The sequence below is a fragment of the Bacillus sp. FSL K6-6038 genome (genome assembly GCF_038050455.1).
Taxonomy (GTDB): Bacteria; Bacillota; Bacilli; order Bacillales; family Bacillaceae_G; genus Bacillus_A; species Bacillus_A pseudomycoides.
The window spans coordinates 2294168-2313210 of the sequence record NZ_JBBOUH010000001.1 but is presented as its reverse complement, the minus strand read 5'-3'; the positions used below and the strand labels follow the sequence as shown (position 1 = coordinate 2313210).

Here is a 19043-nt window from a genome sequence, read left to right as displayed (position 1 = left end):
TTTATGAGAATATATCTTTCAAAGGACTTTAAAGCATTTTATATTACATACGGTGATCCTTCTGAAAATTAAGATAAAAAAACATTCACCTCTCTAATCAATGTGAGCCATTTCCAAACGTTGAAAATTTGTTATACACTAGGGAAATAGCAAGAAAACTATTCAATAGCAGGTGAAAAAATATGTATGATGTTACAATCATCGGTGCTGGAGTAAGCGCTGTTTTTATGGCTTATGCATTAGCCCAAAGCAACAAAAATATCTTAATTCTTGATAAAGGTAAGCCATTAGAATATCGAAATTGTCCTTTAGAACAAGGGGAATTATGTAACTGTAATGCATGTGACAAATATTTTGGTTTTGGTGGTCTAGGAAAATCTGAAGGGAAATTTAATTACACAAACGGGTTTGGAGGAGAACTTGAGAAAAAAATAGGTAAAGAAGTTTTTATAAAACTAATGGATGAAGTAGATAAGATCCTATGTCGTTTTGGTGGAAATTCAGTTCTAAAATACTCCACATACAATCCAAATATCACCAAAAAAGCCGAAGCATGTGGTTTACAAATACTAACAACACAAGTAAGGCATCTAGGCACTACACTTTCGATCGACATTTTTCAGCAACTCTACAAATATTTACGTGACAAGATAGATATCCAGTTTCGCATAAATGTACAACATATTGTTAAACAGAAACAATATTTTAAAATTACTACAAATCAAGGAATAGTTCATTCTAAGCAATTAGTATTTGCAACTGGACGCTCCGGGGCGGATTGGTTAAAAGAAATGTGCTCTTCCCTTGAAATTGCACAGGAGCAGACCCGTGTAGACCTAGGTATTCGAGTAGAGATGAAAGAACATCAATTACGCTCAATATTAAAAGACACATTTGAAACAAAACTCTCTTATCAAGATGACAATTTCACAGCAACTACCTATTGTATGAACCCCAAAGGGCGTATTGTTCGTAAGTATGAAGAAGGTTTAGTTATGCCTGATGGACAAAATTTTCGAGAACAAAAAACCGGCACTTCTAACTTAAATTTCACGTTATTTATCCCACGTTATTTCCCTACTCTGACAGAAGCAAATTTATACGCGAGTACAATTATAAAAGGAATTAACCAAGGACGAGATCGAATTGTTGTACAGCGTTTGGAGGATTTATTGAAGGGACAACCTACCTTGGAAAAGATGATGAAATATAATCATATACAACCTACACTACAGGGGGATTATGGAGATCTTAATAAAGAAATCCCTCAATTATACATTGAAGGACTCAAAGAATTTTTGCTACGTTTAGAACAATTTATCGGAGAACCTATCGATAAGGATACTTTACTATATGGAATTGATGGGAAATTTTATGCTCCTACGATTAAAATCAATGAAAGGTTTGAAACAACTATTACTGGATTGTATTTAATTGGAGATTGTTCAGGTATTACTCATTCATTATCTCAAGCAGCAGCAAGTGGCCTATATGTAGGAAAGTGTTTATCTAATAGCTCTGCACTATAATTATAAAGAATAGTTAATTCTTCATATACAACAAATAACATCATTACTTGACACTCCCCCCCTAAAGGGAATAGTAGGAAAACCTTATGGTCTTATATCATATTCCCATTTATGAGTGCATTCTGTTAATATGTACCCTACTTTTCCTATTAAAAAGCCTAATTTCTCAATTGATTGTAGAGAAATTAGGCTTTTTTCATCACTCCATTAAAGCGCCCTATAGTTTAATGACTTGATTTACTGATTATATCTTCAATCATGCACTTTGAACTATATAGATATAGTTTTTGTTGCAACTGTTTGTTGAAATGCCTTATCATGCTCAACAATAACCATTGTGGGATTAAATTGTTGAATAAGCTCTTCAATCTGCATACGCGAATAAATATCAATAAAATTTAATGGTTCATCCCATATATATAAATGAGCTTTTTCACATAAACTTTTAGCGATAAGCAGCTTTTTCTTTTGTCCACCAGAATAATGAGATATATCTTTCTCAAATTGAATTCGGTCAAAATCCATCTTACGTAGGATGGATTTAAATAACGTCTCATCAATCTCGTGCTCTTCAATAAAGTCCGATAACGATCCCTTCAAATGAGAAGTATCTTGTTGGACATAGCGCAATTAACTGTCCATATAAATGGCACTGGAATCGCTCGAGTTTTATCTTTTTTACCGCATGAATACCAAAAATAGATTTCCATGTTTTAAATAAAATTTCAACTTGCCAACGAAGAGAATAGAATTGATAAATTTTATGCGCCGTCATGTCAGTTTCATTTATCTTTGTAATAAACAAGTTGATACCACTCGCGTATTTAGGCATTCGTCGTTTTTCTTTTTTATGCCGTTCTAATCGTTTTGTATGTTCAGATTCTGTTAATTTATAGATGATTAGACGCGTTGGTTGTTTTTGTTGAAAATTATACATAGTCTTAACTTGATGGCTATGTCCTATTGGACGCTTTTTATTTCATAACCATTTAACTTTCCAATACCAAATAAATCAATTTCTGTATCAATTAATTTCGGGATAAATTTCACTATTTTTGTCCTACCTTGAAGAACTTCACCTTCAGTAGTAATAAATTCAAATACCGGTTGCTCATTTTTCTTCATTATTTCAATAAAAATTGTATCTTTATCAGTAGTTCCACGTATAATGACTTCCCAGTCTAAATAGTCATCAATCCTTACATAAGCTATTCGAAAATCTATTTCTTCTTTTCTCTCTCCTAAATAAGTGATTTTTCCAACTTCAAACTGTGCCATTTTACTACCCCCCTTTTATTACATCTTCGACAGGAAAGAAGAAAAACCTACACTATAAAACATCTTTTATTCTTTTAAATTACCAAAAATTGAGCTATAGAAAATAATTCTCCCTAAAGTCCTTGTCCGACCTTAAAAGAGAATGAAATATTTCCTTCCATTCATATGAATCTTCATACTAATTTCTCGATAGCTAAAGTTTCAAACTCAATCCTCTATCATTTGTGTGATTCCAATTGCTGAAACTGCTGTACCGATTGCTTGTATCCAAATACCAATTAGTCCAACGAATCTCTCATCTTCTTTTTCTCTATCATTTTTCTCAATCATTTGGTTTTCCTTGGATATGTTGTGTATGCCTTGAAATGCTTGTAATCCAGCTCCTAGCGTTTGTAGTGAATTACCCACTACAATCAACCATGGAATTTCAGGCTCCTCATTCAATGCCACTTCTACCCCTACAAATGCACCAATAGACTGTAGACTATTTCCTGTGATAATGAGATAATCATTCTCTTCCATTTCTTTTTGTATATTAAAAAACGTTCCTATTACATTTGAAACATTCCCTAAAGCTAATAATTCAATCCCTGTTTTCTCCAAAGATTTATTTTTTTGTTTCATTTGTTCCTCTTTACTCAGTGCAGTTTCTTCTACTTTCATCCCTTGTTTTTCAAAGGAATCTTTTAACGCTATCAATTGCAGTATATATCCAAGAGCTTGTAATGATCCACCTACAATTACAAGTGGTTCTTCAACATTTTCTTCTCCTATAAACCCTCTTGTAGTTCCAATGGCAGCTATCGTATTTCCACCTACTTGAAACCATGCTCCCGTAACCGTTAAATTTCTTGGATTCATATTATTCATCCACCTATATTAGAATCATCTTATTTATCATGGATTCACGGACATCAATACCCACTTGTAAAATAATAATATTTATGTCTTCCCTACATTTTCCCATTATATTTTCATACATTTCATTTTGTGCATGAAATGACTTCTCCAAGCTTTTTCACCTATGTATATATTCCAAATTAAAAAGAGCACTCGACAGTGCTCTTTCGTGATAAGGAGTTTTCAATGAGTATGAAAAAAGCGATTTACGCTTGTCCCATACTTCAATATATGCTTGCCCAGTTCAAAAGGTGTGCAATTTATAAATATTTTTTCAATTTACTAAATTCTTCATCCAATTGCCATGTGTGGTGTTTCATCAAAATCATGATAAATGATTTTTTCTAGACTTTGACCAATAGGAACAAGCCATTTTCTCTGCTGTATTAAATTAGTAATCCCACTCACATATGCAGTTGCATCTTTACTCTCACCATTCATTTGCATAGTAAACGTTACTTTAGAATCCATAATTCCCTCCTCTATTTTTGTTCGTTTTGTTCGTTTGTTTTGTTAGCCCTTAAATTGAATTACAACTACATTCTTTCTATTAAATAACTACTATCAATAAAGAATTCAGAAAATCCATAAACAAAAAGGAGTGCTTTGAAGAAAAGCACTCTTTCAAAAAAATTTACCACTCTCGACGCTCATTGCGATCACAATCACGATCATGTTTACGTCTACGACGACAATCATCGCAATCACAGTCGCGTCTACAACGACGGTCATCACAATCTCTATGTCTGCATCTACAGAACATTAAGTCATCCCAAAATCTACCGCAATCTCGAAAGCGATTAAAATGACAATTACATCTCATAGATATGATTACCTCCTCTTTATAATAGGATTCATCATATTCTATGATTAAAAACAAAAAACAGCTTGTTTATTAGTCTATATTCTGTATTTTAGAGTAATAATATTCATATCTAATATGGCTAATAACAAAGATTTTGGTGTGACTTCCCTAATAAACATTTCCGTTTGAATAAAACTCAATATTCCGTCAATACTGTAGATACAATAATCTTTCTCCAGTCCCCCATTGGAGCCGAGCAGTTAGCTTTTACTAGCTGCTCTTTTATTTTTATTAACTTGTCACTATTTGATAGGGTAAGCATATATTATGGATATAAGACATGCTTACTCATATGCCCTCACATTGAAAGATGGCATTTTTATTACATACAAAATAGCGTTTTGTTGATTTTTTTCACATTTAACTGAGACAAGCATATATTATTTTATGTAGACCCTTTCTCATAAAAAATCTACCTTTCTGAGAGCACATTCATATGTGTTCTCTCTTTTTATTTGCTATTAAATAACACTTTTATTTTGTTTAATTTTCATCTCTCTTCCCATCCAGCATAATATTTTAAATCTATCCTATACTATTGTTACAACGGCATTTATTACTAAAAGATTTTTCAATAGATTTTATTCATAATCAGTACAATACTAAAAAACACTTTAGTAATTTTCAACAATTATGTCGCTTGTATACCTACATGTAATAAGGAGGGATGTAAAATGGAGAAAGCGAATGAAAATATATCTACATCAAGCCATCAAGCAAAAGAGGACGAAATTGCTACAGAGGCAGGTGTACTCCTAAAATTAAAAACACTTCAACCAGCAAGTGAAGAATCTGTATTAGCTCCAACCAATCAACTTCCATCTAGTGTTATGAAACCTCTTGAAGATAAATAAAGATTTTTATAAAAAGAGTTCAGTCGCAAATATCGGCTGTCCTTTTTATTTTTCTTAAAAATCCTTAAAACCACTTTCTTCCTTATGAAGGGCTCGGCCGAGATAATTGTAAAATAACGCCTGTATATGAAACCCGTACACATTTTTGACACATCCACTATCACAATCCCCTAAAAATTCGTGATAATATTAATTTGTTGAATATGCCAAATTTCGACATTGCACGACAACAATATCTCCCTTATCGAATCCCTGTCCCCCAGGGATTTTTCCTTTTATTCATTACTTTTTGTTTCATTAAATTTTCAGCCTGAAGAAAATTTAAATTTGGTATTACTTAGTTCCTGCTGATCCGAATCCGTTTTTACCTCTTTGGCTTTCCGATAGCCCGTCCACTTCCACAAAATGTGCTGTTTCCACTGGGGCTATAACGCCTTGAGCAATGCGCGTCCCTCTTTCAATAACATGAGCCTGCATATTCACTTCCAATACTCGTTCATCGTTATCAACAATGACACCAACTTCTCCCCAAAAACCACTATCAACCGTACCTAATATCACTCGTAGCTTCGTGTCACGCGTCATACCGCTACGTGGTCGTACTTGTAATTCGTATCCTGGTGGAATCTCAAAAGCTAATCCTGTTGGCACAACCTTCGTTTCTCCTCGCCAGATAAAAGAGTAAGGTAAGAGTTATTCTTTGCCATTTTAAGAGATGGTCTGCTATTCGTGGCAGATCCTCTTTTGTTAAGCTGGAACTTAATTAAAAAGCGTTTTGTTAAATTATTTATGAATAAGTGTCCATCGAACAGCAATGTCTCCTGTTATTATTTGCTATAAACCATATACAGTTTCATGCGAAATCCCTGAAAAAAGCATTCCCTCCTGTGTAATATACATCGGGTAATAATATTGTGATGAATAGTGAGGTTGTATACTTTGGTGCATTTGTTGTGCTTGTAACGCTTGTTGCTGTGCTTGTATAGCCTGGTGAACAGCTTGAATTGTACTTTGCGCAGGACCCTGCCCTCCTAAAGGACGCATTCGCATTTCATTGTAAAAATAATTGGGAAACATTCGTTTTCCCCCCTCCTCGTAAATACTCTCACCTTCCATCTTTCATACTATGCATATTGATTTAAAGTTGATAATTTGTGAAACTTCTCATCTTGTCACTCCCTAATCTCTTTCTATTCAAATAACGCTTTTATTCATTTCATTCTAATTAACTATTATTTGAAAAATCGGAAACATTTACTCGATGTTTTTTCTGAATACTCATGATATTATTTAGTTGCTGGTGTTCACCATCCCGAGAACTCAGCAACTGCATCCATGAACTCTACTCTATATGATGAGAGTAGAGTTTTTATTTATAGGATAATCTCTGTATATTTGTATGAAATTCAAATTTGATACTTGAATTCATTTAATAAAGTGCTGTAATCATCCTCACGATCTCGCTGTTGTTTCTGCTAGAAGTTCTTTCTGCAGCTGTTCAACTTCTTTCGATAACTCACGATTCTGTTCCATTACTTCATGTGCTCCACTTCTTACATCATTTAAATCCTGAACCGTTCCGCTTAGAAGATGGGTTGCTAAAGGAACTTCCAGAGCTCCTACACGCTTTCTAGGTATGTTTTTTGCTTCTCGTCTTCTAGAAATGTAGTAGTACAAATTCCCTTCCGCAACACCAAACTGTTCAGCGATTTTCCCCCAAGTCCACTTTTTTCATCAGCTGCACGTAACTTCTCAGCCTTTGTACAGATTTGATCCCAGTTTCTCTCTTCAGCCATATTCTCCGTTCTCCCTTCGATTAGGCTATCGCCTAGCTTTTTAAGGTTTCTCACAATTTGACAGTTTTCTACACCTTATTACAGATATGCTCCATTTCCCTTGTCTGATGAATATCTATTTATTTCTTCATTTGGACGTAACAGATTACATTTTTCACATAAATTCATATTTCTTAGTCCACACTATCCTTAAGCCGTCCGAACTAGCGGCTTCACTCTTCTTGTAATGAGAACGCAATTTATTGCAATTCGCTAACTCATTCACCCCACCGGCAGGCAACTAAAAGCGTTGTCTGCCCTTTTTTCGTATAAACTTTTTTAATTCACACAAACTACCCATAAGTGAGTTGCTGTATTACTGTTTTTTGAGAAAACATAATTTTCAACGTAAGCAGATAGCATAAAGAGCTATCTGCTTTTCGTATAATCTTTTTCATTTCACATATACTATCAACGAACCTATTTACCAATACGAGTCATTTTGGTGTTTTGAATTTCTCCTAAATTACCCTTCTTGGGATAAGCATTTTTTGCTTATCCCATTTTGTTGTATATATATTTAAATTTACGTTAACACTATTTACGAGCGTGTTTTCTGATTATTCTTGGTTTTCATCCAGGGTAATCTTTCTCCTAATGAGGACGGCAGGTACGACTGCTTGTCCTTATTTTTTTACTCTTCCCATTACTTGGAAGTGTCCGTTTAGTTTGCAGTTTTGTTTGCAAACTTGTTAGCACTTTTTTATATTTCTTCTACTAAAAATCTTCATTGTATTTCTTCAATTACACATCACTCTCACTGACATTATGACGAAAATCATCAATTAAATTATGGGATTTTAAAAATTCCATAATTTAATATCCTTATTTGGAGTATTTTATCTGAACTCCCTAATAACTAAAAACATTATTACCTATGTTTATGGCTACGTAATAAATTCTTTTTTCGCTTTGGAGATACTTCAAAATCTTAACTTGATGGTGGTGTGGCGCTGCCTCAAGAAGGGACTCGCTTTTCGCGATCCCCTTCCACTGTGCTTAATAAGCTCAAAGTCGAGCATATCTTTTTAGAAGTCCAATTTATCCAATAAAAAAAGCACTCATTAAAGAGTACTTTTAAACGCATTATCAATAAAATGATATCTAAAATAAATAATTACTTTAATGAATAAGTACAAGAATTACCATTATTCACAAGGCGTAACCTATCATTATCTCTTATCATTTTAACAGTAGTTTTTTCTTCTTCACTGCTTTCTGTTGTTTTTCCATTAACCTTAAGATCAGTAAGTTTTACTTGGAATTCATCCTCAAATATTCTTGTATATTGTAACTCCGCAGTTTTCTTATCTCCTTCTTTAGTGAGTCCTTTCCATACCATCTTATCTTTCCCTGAAAACACGATTGTAGGTGGACATTTTGTATTAGTCTTGTCTATCAATTCCCAGGTACCATTAAACCTATACTCATTTTTACTAGATTCATTATTATTTCCACATGCACTTAAGATTAAAATATAACCAACTGATATAGCAATTAGTTTCTTTTTCATAATACGCCTCCAAATATAAATTTGTACCAATTATGAAAATAACTATTCACTTAAGAACATATTATTATATTTACTCTTCCGTTTATCTATTTATTCCCCTATATAGTTTGTCCATAGTGGACAACGTCCTATAAGAAACTTTATTTATTTTTAACGAAACTAACAGAAATATGATCAAAAATTAGTTTCCAAACCCATTACTTAAAAACAAAGTACTATAACAAACATTAGATACTGTCTATTGAACATCCTTAACGTACGAAATTGTTCACTGTTTATTCAAACTACAGTGAACAAAAAAAACGAACCTAAACAATCTTATTCTTCAAAACTTTAGGACAATTTATTTTCGAAAAGGTACAGTACCACATTTTAAAACAAAAAATAGTTATATATTGGAATTCCCATCATATATCTGTCTTATGCTCTATCTAGAAGGGACTGTTGAAAAATGGGGAATAATCACTTTCATAATGTGTTTGCTGTGAAACAAGAACATTTTGGACAGGTTCTTAAATTAAAGAAATTCTTTGAAGAATTGGATATGGATTTTAATGATTTCACTGATCCTCGCACTCTAGTCAACGTGCTAGAATCAAATCGTGATATAAACTTTTTGAAGTCGTCACAGGAAGCAATCATCGGAGGAGAAGCACTTCAAATTTCAGAATTGATCGAGAAAATTAGTAATCTGATTATTAAAGATATATTAGCATTTCCTACTTATCGTTGGGGAGAAAGTATAAACCAAGATATTGTGAGTCAGGTGACCGATTCTATTACTAACATGTTTATTAATTTAAATAAGCAAGATGCTGAACCATGGATCTTCTGGTATAACACTGGGAGTGTTTTTCCAAGATATACTTATAATATTTTAATCGCTATAGATACTCAGGACAAAGACTATCTTACAGACGTTTTAGCCATTAGTTTTGATGTTTTGGTTGTAAAAAAAACTAAACAGGAAGTTTGTTCTTTCACAGTTAATGATAGTGCACAATGCCTTATAATGATGAAACATATGCTTGTTGGGATTAAATTTGAAGATGTTTATCCCTCGTAATCCTCGCCCCTCTACTTATAAGTAGAGGGGCGGTTATTTTTTGCTACACTCTTATATACTTTGAATCACATAGACCTTCACATATATATCGTATTTTGCTGCTAACTGTTCCAATTTCTTTTCCCTATATTTTGTAACTGTAAAGAAATGAATAATTGGCACCTTTCCATTATATTTTTGCTTATAAATTTGCGTAAACTCTTCATACTTTTTTAGCTTCTCTTCATTAATCTTCATTTTTTGTGAACGATCTACTTCAACTGCATGAAGTATCCCTTCTTCATCTCTGTATTTTACATCTGGAATAATCTTCTTTTTCTCTCCATTCTTTCTATAACGTATTTCCGTTTTGTCGGGTAAAGAACTGGCGCGGTATCAGTTATGACCCGTTTCCAACCCCTCCCCATAAGAACTGCTCGTGAGGTTTTCCCTCAAGCAGCTCACCCCATAAACTTCATCAAAAGGGTTATGAGACCTATCAAATCGCAGACACTTTCATCGGTATCCCTCTGCGCTTTTAAGGGAATGGACTTTCCAGTCCCAGTAGAGCCCCAGTACACCATAGAGATATTCATTACTCCATCTCTGCCATCCGATACTACGCTTTCGTCGCCGTTTCCTTCTTGTCAGCAGTGTACGGATTTTCATCTCCGTATAGTCACGCACTTCGCTAAATGCTCCGCTGGAGTTTCCAACTCGAAAGTAGTTCACCCATCCTGTTAGTACGGCATTGATTTGTTTTACTAAGTCTTGTGCTGGTTTGGCTCCTCCGTTTTGAATGAGTTCGCGGATCCTTGCTTTCACTGCCGTACGGGCTTTCTTCTTTGGGGTCATGCATATGAAGTGTCGGGTCTTATTTCGGTTCAGTACTCGCCTGAAATCAAATCCCAGAAAGGCAAAAGACTCTTCCTGTAAGACATCGACCATCCGAGTTTTCTCAAGATTCAGTTCAACTCCCAAAGGCTCCAATTGTTCCTGCAGTCGTCGCAGTGCCAGTTCAGCCCACCCCCGTTTACTGGAGTGCCCACTTACGGTGATAACCATATCATCGGCAAATCGGTGATAGTTCACAGCTTCATAGTTGCCTTCCGTCGTTTTACGCCGAATGGTATCAAATGTCCAATCTACCTCATTCAAGTAGATGTTTGCCGCTAGTGGCGAGAACGGTCCCCCTTGCGGGACTCCAATCTTTCCTGCGGCTTTTACCACCTGTTTTACTAGGCGCATAACTTGGTGGTCTTGGACACGATTTGCGATTTTCCTCAGTAGGATGTTATGCCGAATTGTATCAAAGTAACGTGACAAATCAACATCAATGACTGTGGTCATACGACGCAGTACACTGCGTCGCACTTCTGCCAGCGCTTGATGCGGGGAGCGTTTTGGTCGGAATCCGTAGGAATTTGGGCAGAAATCAGCCTCAAAGATAGCTTCCAATATGAGTTTTAGCGCTCCTTGGACCACACGGTCCCGTATACATGGGATTTGCAGTGTCCGCATTTTGCCGTTTGCTTTTGGGATTTCTACTTTACGATTAGCTTGTGGTTGATATGTTCCAGCCTGCAGTTCTGCTTGGATGTTCTTTAAAAACGGTATAACTCCCTCTATTTCTATATCAGCGAAACTTTGACCGTCGATACCTGGGGCACCGCCGTTTTTCCTCGCATGCTGATATGCTTCATGGAGGGTTGTTAGTTTGGTAATGTGGGAAAATAGTCCCCAAAACCGATGCGTAGGTTCAGACTTCGCCTTTTGATAGATTCGTCGCCTTAGTTCCTGCAAAGTAATAGGTGTTTTTGTCATGGCACCCTTGCCTCCTTTGGTCGTACGAAATATTTACAGGTTCGGACCCTTCCCTCCCCGCGCGTTTTGCTGCACGCAGATCTCTGGTACTACGATCCGTTCCGCCACCCTGACACCTACCGTTCTCACTTCCCGATCGCGGTTATAGAGACGGTCTCCTCGATGAGGTTTCTTCATCGGGTGTCGAGGGCTTCTCCAGTTTCCACATTATCTTTCTCTCCATGTCGCCGCTGATACCCCGCCGGTGAGAACTGCCGTTCCAGACTCGTTTCGGTCAGTTCTTGCTGCTTTCGCACGTTATCGACCGTCTCAGCCACCGGAATTGCGTGTAACGAGGCTACGTCTACGTTCACTGTACGTTACAACCTGGAGATTTGCCCACATGCCTTTTGCATGTGATGTCAGAGGGCTTCGCCATGTCGCTTTCACTTCATGGTGCCTCTCAGGCTACGGGAGTGGAGTCTATTCTCCCGATTGGACTTTCACCAACTAGATAATGTGTCCTTATCTGGACACGCCAACTTGCCAATCGTCTGGGCAGAACAAATGTAACCAAGCTTCATTTCGTAGCAATGCATGTGCCATTTTTCCTCTTGAAACAACAGCACCTTCACCAAACAACGAATGACCTTCTTTATTGAGATAATATACATACTCCTTCCCGTGTATCGCCTTACTGACATATGGTTTCAATTCACCCATTATCCTATTTGCATTCCGTATACCACCCATATCATGTACGCACATCAAATGTCTTCTTGTTGCAAATTGCAGCTTTCTAATCGTCGTAAGTATCGTCATCTGACGGTTGATTTTCATATGACTCTGGATGTTCATGTTTCTCCACCTCATATTCTTTTAGATGTTCCCACATGACTTTGTCATCAATATATGGCACTTGTAGTTCTGTAAAATTCCCCTTCATATATATCGCTCTACCTGGCACGGATGGTAAATTCTCTACGCCGGACTGATCAACGCTATACGCGTTGATAAACGGAAACCGAGTTTTGCATTGGCCATCTGTTTTACTACTCTTGGCAACGTATCTCCAGTTGGATATTGCGTACAAAAGACAATACGAAATCCTAGCGCTCTAGCTACACGAGCTATATGACTGAGCATATATTGACACTGCTCTAACATTTGATTCTGTCCTTTTGGTAATCCTTTTGAAGGAGCGAGTACTGCCCCTTCATCTACTATGATGAAATAACGATCTCTTTCTTTCGTATGGACAATGTTTTTGATTCCGCGTTCTTTCATGTACTTTCCACGTTCATTCATTTTCTCCATTATCTTTAGTAACATTGCATGTGCTTGTTCTGGTGTTTCTGCTATTTGCTCGACTTGCTTCAGTTTCTTGTACTCGCTAAATTCGAGCCCTTCTTCTTTCAAATCAATAAGATAAAAATGTGCATGGTTTGGATTCGCCAATGATATGGACACAAATAGATTTTTCAAGAACACTGTCTTACCCATACGAATTAGACCACCTACTGCCATATGTGGTGTTTCATCGAAATCATGATATATAATCCGTTCTAAGCTCTGACCAACTGGAACACACCATTTTCCTTTCTTCACTAATTCTGTGGACCATGGCCAATTTGTTGGTATTTCCCTCCGGAATACACGGATGTCTAACTTGTAATTATCGTAATCGATTCGTACTGGTTTATTTAATCCTTCAGAAACAACGTCCTCTACTTTTTGAATAATTTTACTCGGCATCCCAACAGGCAATGTATACACATAATTCGTACTACGATCATCATCAATTTGCTTTTGAAACTTCGGGTAATGAAGCTTATCTTCTCTTTTAATTGCAATTCCAGATACCTCAAAAAAGACTTGTATTTTCCTTTTATCATCATTTTTTCCTTTGAACTTATTACCGAATAATGCCACTGTTAAACCTACAGCTGGAGCAAGTAATAATTCAATCATTTTCCCACTCCCCATATACCCTTTATAAGGGTATATATCCCTTATTTTTGGAAAACTGATGTACATGTTTTATGTCAATATCATGTAAGTGTCCTACAATTCCAGGTTGATCTTCCCTTATAGAAATGTGAAAAGAACATAACGTAGAAGATACAAGAACGAGCCTGTGAGCGTTGTGTACATGGTCATACGTGGAAGCCAATGTGGAACACTCTGCCCCATCTTTTCTGCAGCTTTCATTGTAATTACAGACAAACCTGTTGCAGTCCACACAACTACCGCTTCCCCTACGATTGTCATCTGAATCCCTCTTTTCTTTTTAGCCGTAAACCATTTGATGTCATAACCGGTTGGTACTGATCTATAACTTCTTGCCAATCAAGGATTTCGTCCTCCTCTTCATACAAAGCATCCATAATATCGTTTGATAATCGGTAGTATCCTTTATACTCTCTGTTGTTATAAACTTCGTGTCTTTCCATATGCTCTACAATTGCATTTGTTTCTTTCTTGCCATTAGAATTCTTATACATTTTTCGTAATTCTTTTGAAGAATAAAGGTACGGTGTATCGTTCAAGCAATCATATTGCCAACGCATATAATCCAGCTCCCTTCTTGATGCCCTTGATTCCACTTGGCATTCCTCGTGGTCTTGATAAAGGTATATGAACTAGAAAGAAGGATTTTGCATGTCTATCCAAATTTAATTGTGATTTTTTTATAAATTTAATTTTGAAGGTGATTTGTTGTTCGATACGGAATAACTCAACAGGTGATGAAAATGATTGTACTTAGAAGTAAAATCGGGAACTTATTAAAAAACAGTGGATTAAAAGGAAAATGGGTTGCTCAACAATTAAACATAAGTCAGAATCAAATGAGTAATTATGTAACTGGAAAGTCTTATCCACCAGTTGATAAAGCATTCGAGTTAGCGAAGATATTTGGGTGTAAAGTTGATGATTTATATGAGGTACAAAAAGAAAATCCTGCTAATTAATTATTAGCAGGGTTTAATACATATTGAGGTAATGGGTGACGTTCAATGGATTCCATATACATTTCAGCTAATCGAGATCCATCAATTAATTCTACATTTAATTCTTTTGCGTACTGTTTAGCATTTTTCGAAAAACCACCAGTTGAAACAACATATCCACCTTTTGCTCCACGCTTAGCAATATTACTATGTACAAGCGCAATTGCTTTGTAAGACATGTCATTACATAAACACTTCACTTGGCCAAGATATAATTCTCCGTTTACAGTATGTTCAAAATCCACACCATAATCTCCTGATGCTGTCGTTACAACAGTTGTACCGCCATGATATCGTTCAATCACATCCGCAACAAACACTTCAAATTCTAGCGGTGTCTGGCGTATAAAAACAGACGAAAATTTTTCATTTTCTTGTGGTTTTTTAAACCGATAATACAGCCCCATTGCAAGAGTTCGTTTAAACTCTTCATCTTTATTGAACCGAGAAATAAGCTGGTACAAGTGATGGTCTTTTCTTCTTTTATATATGTACCATGCAAAATACAAAATAAATGTAGTAATTAGAAATGTATAAAACATAGACACACCTCCATAAATGTAGTATTTCTTACAAAAAGAATTCTAATTACGAAAAAACATGTAAAATTATCACTAAACATTTGTTATACTCGATATTGAGATTGTAATACATAGGGGGATAAGAATGTCAGAAGTGGGAAATAAGAAAGAAGATAAAAAGCGCCGCGGGTGTGGGTGTTTAGGTTGTTTAGGTATTATTATTCTATTAATTATTTTACTTGCTTCATGTTTTAATGGTGACAAGGACACTACAAAAAAAGAGGACACAAAAGTAAAAGAAACAGCCCCAACTAAACAAGAAGACGAACGAAAACAAGAGGAATTGAAAAAACAGCAGGAAGAAGAGCAAAAGAAACAACAAGAATTGAAAAAGCAACAAGAAGAAGAACAAAAGAAACAGCAAGAATTAAAAAAGCAACAGGAAGAAGAGCAAAAGAAACAACAAGAACAACAGGCTCAAGTTAAACAAGAAGCTGCGACTCCAGCTCCTCAACCAAATCAAAAACAGTCAACTGAGCAAGGTGGCTCTTGTAATATTAAAGGGAATAAAAACAGTAAGGGTGAAAAAATTTATCATATGCCTGGACAACAGTTTTATGATAAAACAAATGCCGAAGAAATGTTTTGCTCAGAAGCGGAAGCAAAAGCTGCGGGATATAGAGCGTCAAAAAGATAGTAAAACCGTCTCCGCAAGGGAGACGGTTTTACTTTACTTCACATATACAAAGGATTCGTTTGCAGTAACATAGTATGTTTTGCCTTTGCTGTTGTGTACTTTGTATTGACAAGAACCATTTGCACTTACATTCGCATCAATTATAAATACTATACTAACCTCTACTATTCAAGTCATATCTAATCTCTTTATCTATCATTTCATTCCTGGCAAAGTCCTCTCTCTCATTATGAACTCTCCCCCACCGACTGAAGATTGTAAAAAACACACATGTTATAAAAAGGAAATCTTTTAAGGAAAACATAGCCAATTATTGTTATAATTAAATCCGCAATATTTTTTAGGAGTATTCCTATGAAGAACAGTAGGATAATGGACATCATACTAGGCACTCCCCTTCCTTAATACGTTATAGAAATATGGAAAGGATTTAAGCGATGGGACAATTTCAAAGTAAATTTCAAACAGCAGAACAAATCGCTACGCAAATAAGAAATGCTTCAGATACGATTCAAAGTGCGACAAATCGTTCTATAACAAAGGCAGCGCGTACTACGCTATCAGTTAATTCCAAAGCACAAGAAGCGAATCAACAAATGTTAGATTTGACTAGACAATTTTGTGTTGCCTTTCAACAAGCGGTCGATAATATTCATTCGGTAGCTAAAGAGTTTGAGAGAATGGATAACGAACTTCACAACACTTTTCGCTAATGTGACAACCTACGTAAAGGTAAAACGGTAGGAGGAATAAGATGAGTCAAGATATTGAAAACCAAATCAAACAATTAAATCAAAAGTTACGAAGTGTATTTGAAGAACAGGACCAAAATCAATCCGCGATTCAAACCCAGGAGCATGCGGAAGCAGATTTTCACGAATGGAAAAGTCGAAGTAATCGTTTATTTAACCGTATTTTAGAAACTTGGCACGGCGATAGAGAATTATCTCATTTTTTTATGAATATGCGTCAAGAAGCACAACACATTGAGCGAAAACTTACATTCGAATTGGAAAACCAAAAAGAAACGTTGCTTAAAGAAAGACGAGACCTTAGTGATTTAGAAAATGACCTTTCCTATCAGCAACAACAAGTAGCAAGGGAGGTCAATGCATGAGTTTAAATATGTATTTGGGAGAAGTACAGAACCAGACTCAAAGCATGAATGCTGTATGTACGGCTACCATTCAAGGGATGGAACAAGCTATTCAGTCGATTTGTGCTACAAGGACAAACATATAGCAGTGCAAAATCATTTTTTATACAAACCTTTCGTCCTTTAGCACAAGGGATTATTTACTTATGTGAAGAATTAATCCGTCAGAATGATGCCTTTCCAAGTCAATTTCAATCACAGGTAGCTTCAACGATGTAATCGAACAAGAAATATTAGAACAAATTCAAGAAATTGATCGAATGAAAGCAAGTATGGAAGCCGTTATTCAAGCTATGCCAATCCCGGGTATGGACGCTATGGCGAATCTCTTTACTGTCATGAAACACAAACTGCAAGAAAAGCTAGATCATCTACATGAATTCAATCAGACCTCTAGCAATAACTATAGTACAGCAATTCAATTAGCTGCTAGCATCGCGACGGGTCTTGCCGAAGTGCAAAGTGGAAAAGGCTTTAGTCTCGCAAGTGGTACGTTTAGTACACAAGGGTTAAATATGGAGTGGACGAATTCTATCCAAGCGATTACAGAAGATAGGAAGCGTCAGTCTGAGGAAGAGAGTACAATAGACAAATCGTTACTTGATAAATTTAAAGATGCTGTCGAAAACAAAATAGAAGCGATGGATCAGTTGTCCGAAAAACTTTTTCATCAGATAGAAAATACTCCTTTGCTCGGGCAATATTATAACTACAAAAAAGGACAAAATGAAGCTGTATTAGATGAACTTAAAGGAATATTAAATACAGTCTTACACCCAATAGATAGTTTTGAGAGCGCTGTGTATGCCCTTTCTCATATCGACGAAACATTTGCTGCTGTAGAACAAGCTATTTCTGATTCATGGAATCAAGATGTTGTAAATGGAGATTGGAATAGCAGAGCTAAATGGTTTGGAAATGTAGAAATGCAAGTTAAATTAGCAGCTGCCCAATTATTGGTAGGAACAAAAGGTGTAGATAAAATTTCAAAATTCGGTAAATTTTCAAGGTTAAGTGAAACCTCAACACTTAGTGAAAGTGTAAACTTTATACAAGGTATTAAAAACGTAATAAATTTCGATAAGCTTAAGCAAAGCGTTGACATGCTGAATAATATTCTAATGCCAAAAAATCAATTTGCTCTTGCTAATACCAATGGACTTGATCTAAGGTTTTTTAATGAAGCTAAGGATATGGGTAATGATGCTTATGGAGGTTATTACAAACGCAAAGAAGAACGAGGGGTAGAGTATCAAAATAATATAACAAATCCAATGACAAGGGCTGAGTTACCTAATAAAGGACATTTCAGATTTATTCCAGGGAAGGAAGTTAAGTTTAATAGGCAGCTTAATGGGTACGTTGATAAATTTGGTAATGTATGGACGAAAGACCCTTATCATGGGGATCCTAAAAAGAATTTTGAGTTCGAATGGGATGTACAACTCTCCGAAAAAGGATTGAAGGAATGGGGAAAATATACGAAGAATGGAAAAAAATATATTAACGTTGCTCCAGATGACACAATTTCACACTAACATATTAGGAGGAGTATTATGTTCCAACTTAGTTTATTTGTAGAATGTCAGAATAAGAACGAAGCATTGACAATATTGCATGAATTATTTAAAAAAATAGACACCATGATTACTTCACATGATGTAAGCTCAAATGAACCTTACTGGAAATTTGATGGTTGGTTTAAGATTGTGTGTAATATAGAAACGTCAAAAAGCATTCTTGATATTAAGGAAGCAGAAAAAATACTTGAAAAGATATCAAATAAGTGGTTGTGGGATAAGGGGAAAATTTCTGTTAGCTCTACTATCAATACTGAAGGTACAGTGTTTTTTAATGACAAAGTACGATTTTTCACTTGTTGGTTTGAAGACTTTGAATAATTTTTTGATAACCTTGATTGACTAAATGCCTTTCAAGCTTTCTAGGTAAATAAACATAACTATCTTGATAAAATGATTAAACAAGCAGTAAAAAATATATTATACAAAAGAGCATCCTTTAAGTGGATGCTCTTT

At 35.7% G+C, this 19043-nt stretch carries 21 protein-coding genes and 8 pseudogenes; 10 read left to right on the top strand and 19 right to left on the bottom strand.

Features of this window, described 5'->3' with window-relative positions; translation table 11 throughout:
- Window positions 1-182: 182 nt before the first annotated feature.
- Window positions 183-1529 (top strand): NAD(FAD)-utilizing dehydrogenase, encoded by a 1347-nt coding sequence (locus NSQ40_RS12025; protein WP_341286113.1) that lies wholly within the window; start codon window positions 183-185, stop codon window positions 1527-1529.
- 270 nt (window positions 1530-1799) lie between these two features.
- Here NSQ40_RS12025 and NSQ40_RS12020 read toward each other — a convergent pair.
- From NSQ40_RS12020 to NSQ40_RS11995, 6 genes and pseudogenes are all read right to left on the bottom strand, one after another.
- Window positions 1800-2153, bottom strand: a pseudogene (locus tag NSQ40_RS12020) (ATP-binding cassette domain-containing protein); the annotation flags it as partial.
- Window positions 2149-2457: pseudogene (locus NSQ40_RS12015) on the bottom strand (transposase); the annotation flags it as partial. The pseudogenes NSQ40_RS12015 and NSQ40_RS12020, both read right to left, overlap by 5 nt.
- Before the next feature lie 32 nt (window positions 2458-2489).
- Window positions 2490-2807, bottom strand: a complete 318-nt coding sequence (locus NSQ40_RS12010; RefSeq protein ID WP_003199857.1) for a hypothetical protein — start codon at window positions 2805-2807, stop codon at window positions 2490-2492.
- 207 nt (window positions 2808-3014) lie between these two features.
- Window positions 3015-3668, bottom strand: a complete 654-nt coding sequence (locus NSQ40_RS12005; protein ID WP_033798335.1) for a DUF6944 family repetitive protein — start codon at window positions 3666-3668, stop codon at window positions 3015-3017.
- Window positions 3669-3998: 330 nt separating this feature from the next.
- Window positions 3999-4178 (bottom strand): hypothetical protein, encoded by a 180-nt coding sequence (locus NSQ40_RS12000; protein ID WP_003199849.1) that lies wholly within the window; start codon window positions 4176-4178, stop codon window positions 3999-4001.
- Window positions 4179-4341: 163 nt separating this feature from the next.
- A complete protein-coding gene (locus NSQ40_RS11995; protein WP_258248652.1) occupies window positions 4342-4530 on the bottom strand; it encodes a hypothetical protein in 189 nt (62 codons plus the stop codon).
- A 716-nt stretch (window positions 4531-5246) separates the two neighbouring features.
- Here NSQ40_RS11995 and NSQ40_RS11990 point away from each other — a divergent pair.
- Complete coding sequence (locus NSQ40_RS11990; RefSeq protein WP_003199845.1) at window positions 5247-5426, top strand: hypothetical protein; 180 nt, start codon at window positions 5247-5249, stop codon at window positions 5424-5426.
- A gap of 333 nt (window positions 5427-5759) precedes the next feature.
- On the opposite strand, the pseudogene NSQ40_RS11985 reads toward NSQ40_RS11990, so the two are convergent.
- The 5 genes and pseudogenes from NSQ40_RS11985 to NSQ40_RS11965 all read right to left on the bottom strand — a co-directional run.
- A pseudogene (locus tag NSQ40_RS11985) lies at window positions 5760-6107 on the bottom strand (dUTP diphosphatase); the annotation flags it as partial.
- Window positions 6108-6260: 153 nt separating this feature from the next.
- On the bottom strand, window positions 6261-6503 hold the full coding sequence (locus NSQ40_RS11980) for a DUF3947 family protein (protein ID WP_033796750.1): 243 nt from the start codon (window positions 6501-6503) through the stop codon (window positions 6261-6263).
- 375 nt (window positions 6504-6878) lie between these two features.
- Window positions 6879-7103, bottom strand: a complete 225-nt coding sequence (locus tag NSQ40_RS11975; RefSeq protein WP_003199839.1) for a hypothetical protein — start codon at window positions 7101-7103, stop codon at window positions 6879-6881.
- Window positions 7046-7222, bottom strand: a complete 177-nt coding sequence (locus NSQ40_RS11970) for a hypothetical protein (protein ID WP_018782200.1) — start codon at window positions 7220-7222, stop codon at window positions 7046-7048. The genes NSQ40_RS11975 and NSQ40_RS11970 overlap by 58 nt, the downstream gene beginning before the upstream one ends.
- Before the next feature lie 1156 nt (window positions 7223-8378).
- Window positions 8379-8774, bottom strand: a complete 396-nt coding sequence (locus NSQ40_RS11965) for a hypothetical protein (protein WP_018782199.1) — start codon at window positions 8772-8774, stop codon at window positions 8379-8381.
- Window positions 8775-9258: 484 nt separating this feature from the next.
- Between NSQ40_RS11965 and NSQ40_RS11960 the strand changes: the two genes are divergently transcribed.
- Window positions 9259-9840 carry a pesticidal protein gene (locus NSQ40_RS11960; RefSeq protein WP_241776708.1) on the top strand — a complete coding sequence of 194 codons (582 nt, stop codon included), beginning with the start codon at window positions 9259-9261 and terminating at the stop codon, window positions 9838-9840.
- 51 nt (window positions 9841-9891) lie between these two features.
- Here NSQ40_RS11960 and NSQ40_RS11955 read toward each other — a convergent pair.
- From NSQ40_RS11955 to NSQ40_RS11930, 6 genes and pseudogenes are all read right to left on the bottom strand, one after another.
- Window positions 9892-10191, bottom strand: a pseudogene (locus tag NSQ40_RS11955) (replication-relaxation family protein); the annotation flags it as partial.
- A 144-nt stretch (window positions 10192-10335) separates the two neighbouring features.
- Window positions 10336-11643 carry a group II intron reverse transcriptase/maturase gene (gene ltrA / locus NSQ40_RS11950; protein WP_098159124.1) on the bottom strand — a complete coding sequence of 436 codons (1308 nt, stop codon included), beginning with the start codon at window positions 11641-11643 and terminating at the stop codon, window positions 10336-10338.
- 519 nt (window positions 11644-12162) lie between these two features.
- Window positions 12163-12480 (bottom strand): annotated as a pseudogene (locus NSQ40_RS11945) (replication-relaxation family protein); the annotation flags it as partial.
- Window positions 12422-13593: pseudogene (locus NSQ40_RS11940) on the bottom strand (FtsK/SpoIIIE domain-containing protein). The pseudogenes NSQ40_RS11945 and NSQ40_RS11940, both read right to left, overlap by 59 nt.
- A 117-nt stretch (window positions 13594-13710) precedes the next feature.
- Window positions 13711-13893, bottom strand: a complete 183-nt coding sequence (locus NSQ40_RS11935; protein ID WP_033798331.1) for a hypothetical protein — start codon at window positions 13891-13893, stop codon at window positions 13711-13713.
- Window positions 13890-14192 (bottom strand): hypothetical protein, encoded by a 303-nt coding sequence (locus NSQ40_RS11930; protein WP_033798330.1) that lies wholly within the window; start codon window positions 14190-14192, stop codon window positions 13890-13892. Before NSQ40_RS11930 ends, NSQ40_RS11935 begins: the two co-directional genes overlap by 4 nt.
- 183 nt (window positions 14193-14375) lie before the next feature.
- On the opposite strand from NSQ40_RS11930, the gene NSQ40_RS11925 reads away from it, so the two are divergent.
- On the top strand, window positions 14376-14594 hold the full coding sequence (locus NSQ40_RS11925; protein ID WP_033798329.1) for a helix-turn-helix domain-containing protein: 219 nt from the start codon (window positions 14376-14378) through the stop codon (window positions 14592-14594).
- On the opposite strand, the gene NSQ40_RS11920 is transcribed toward NSQ40_RS11925, so the two are convergent.
- A complete protein-coding gene (locus NSQ40_RS11920; protein ID WP_098159114.1) occupies window positions 14591-15175 on the bottom strand; it encodes a restriction endonuclease in 585 nt (194 codons plus the stop codon). The genes NSQ40_RS11925 and NSQ40_RS11920 overlap by 4 nt on opposite strands.
- 124 nt (window positions 15176-15299) lie before the next feature.
- Between NSQ40_RS11920 and NSQ40_RS11915 the strand changes: the two genes are divergently transcribed.
- Window positions 15300-15851: a sunset domain-containing protein gene (locus NSQ40_RS11915; RefSeq protein ID WP_097786938.1), complete on the top strand. Its 552-nt coding sequence runs from the start codon at window positions 15300-15302 to the stop codon at window positions 15849-15851.
- A 33-nt stretch (window positions 15852-15884) separates the two neighbouring features.
- On the opposite strand, the pseudogene NSQ40_RS11910 reads toward NSQ40_RS11915, so the two are convergent.
- Window positions 15885-15998, bottom strand: a pseudogene (locus NSQ40_RS11910) (N-acetylmuramoyl-L-alanine amidase); the annotation flags it as partial.
- 290 nt (window positions 15999-16288) lie between these two features.
- On the opposite strand from NSQ40_RS11910, the gene NSQ40_RS11905 reads away from it, so the two are divergent.
- From NSQ40_RS11905 to NSQ40_RS11885, 5 genes and pseudogenes are all read left to right on the top strand, one after another.
- Window positions 16289-16564, top strand: coding sequence for a TIGR04197 family type VII secretion effector (locus NSQ40_RS11905; protein ID WP_003203830.1), 276 nt, complete (start codon window positions 16289-16291; stop codon window positions 16562-16564).
- A gap of 41 nt (window positions 16565-16605) precedes the next feature.
- A complete protein-coding gene (locus NSQ40_RS11900) occupies window positions 16606-16968 on the top strand; it encodes a DUF3958 family protein (protein WP_003209895.1) in 363 nt (120 codons plus the stop codon).
- Window positions 16965-17586 (top strand): annotated as a pseudogene (locus tag NSQ40_RS11895) (T7SS effector LXG polymorphic toxin); the annotation flags it as partial. The gene NSQ40_RS11900 and the pseudogene NSQ40_RS11895, both read left to right, overlap by 4 nt.
- A gap of 62 nt (window positions 17587-17648) precedes the next feature.
- On the top strand, window positions 17649-18545 hold the full coding sequence (locus NSQ40_RS11890) for a polymorphic toxin type 17 domain-containing protein (RefSeq protein ID WP_335371467.1): 897 nt from the start codon (window positions 17649-17651) through the stop codon (window positions 18543-18545).
- Between the two features lie 18 nt (window positions 18546-18563).
- The gene (locus tag NSQ40_RS11885; protein WP_018782190.1) at window positions 18564-18908 is read left to right on the top strand and encodes a hypothetical protein; all 345 of its coding nucleotides are present in this window, start codon (window positions 18564-18566) and stop codon (window positions 18906-18908) included.
- Window positions 18909-19043: the final 135 nt, after the last annotated feature.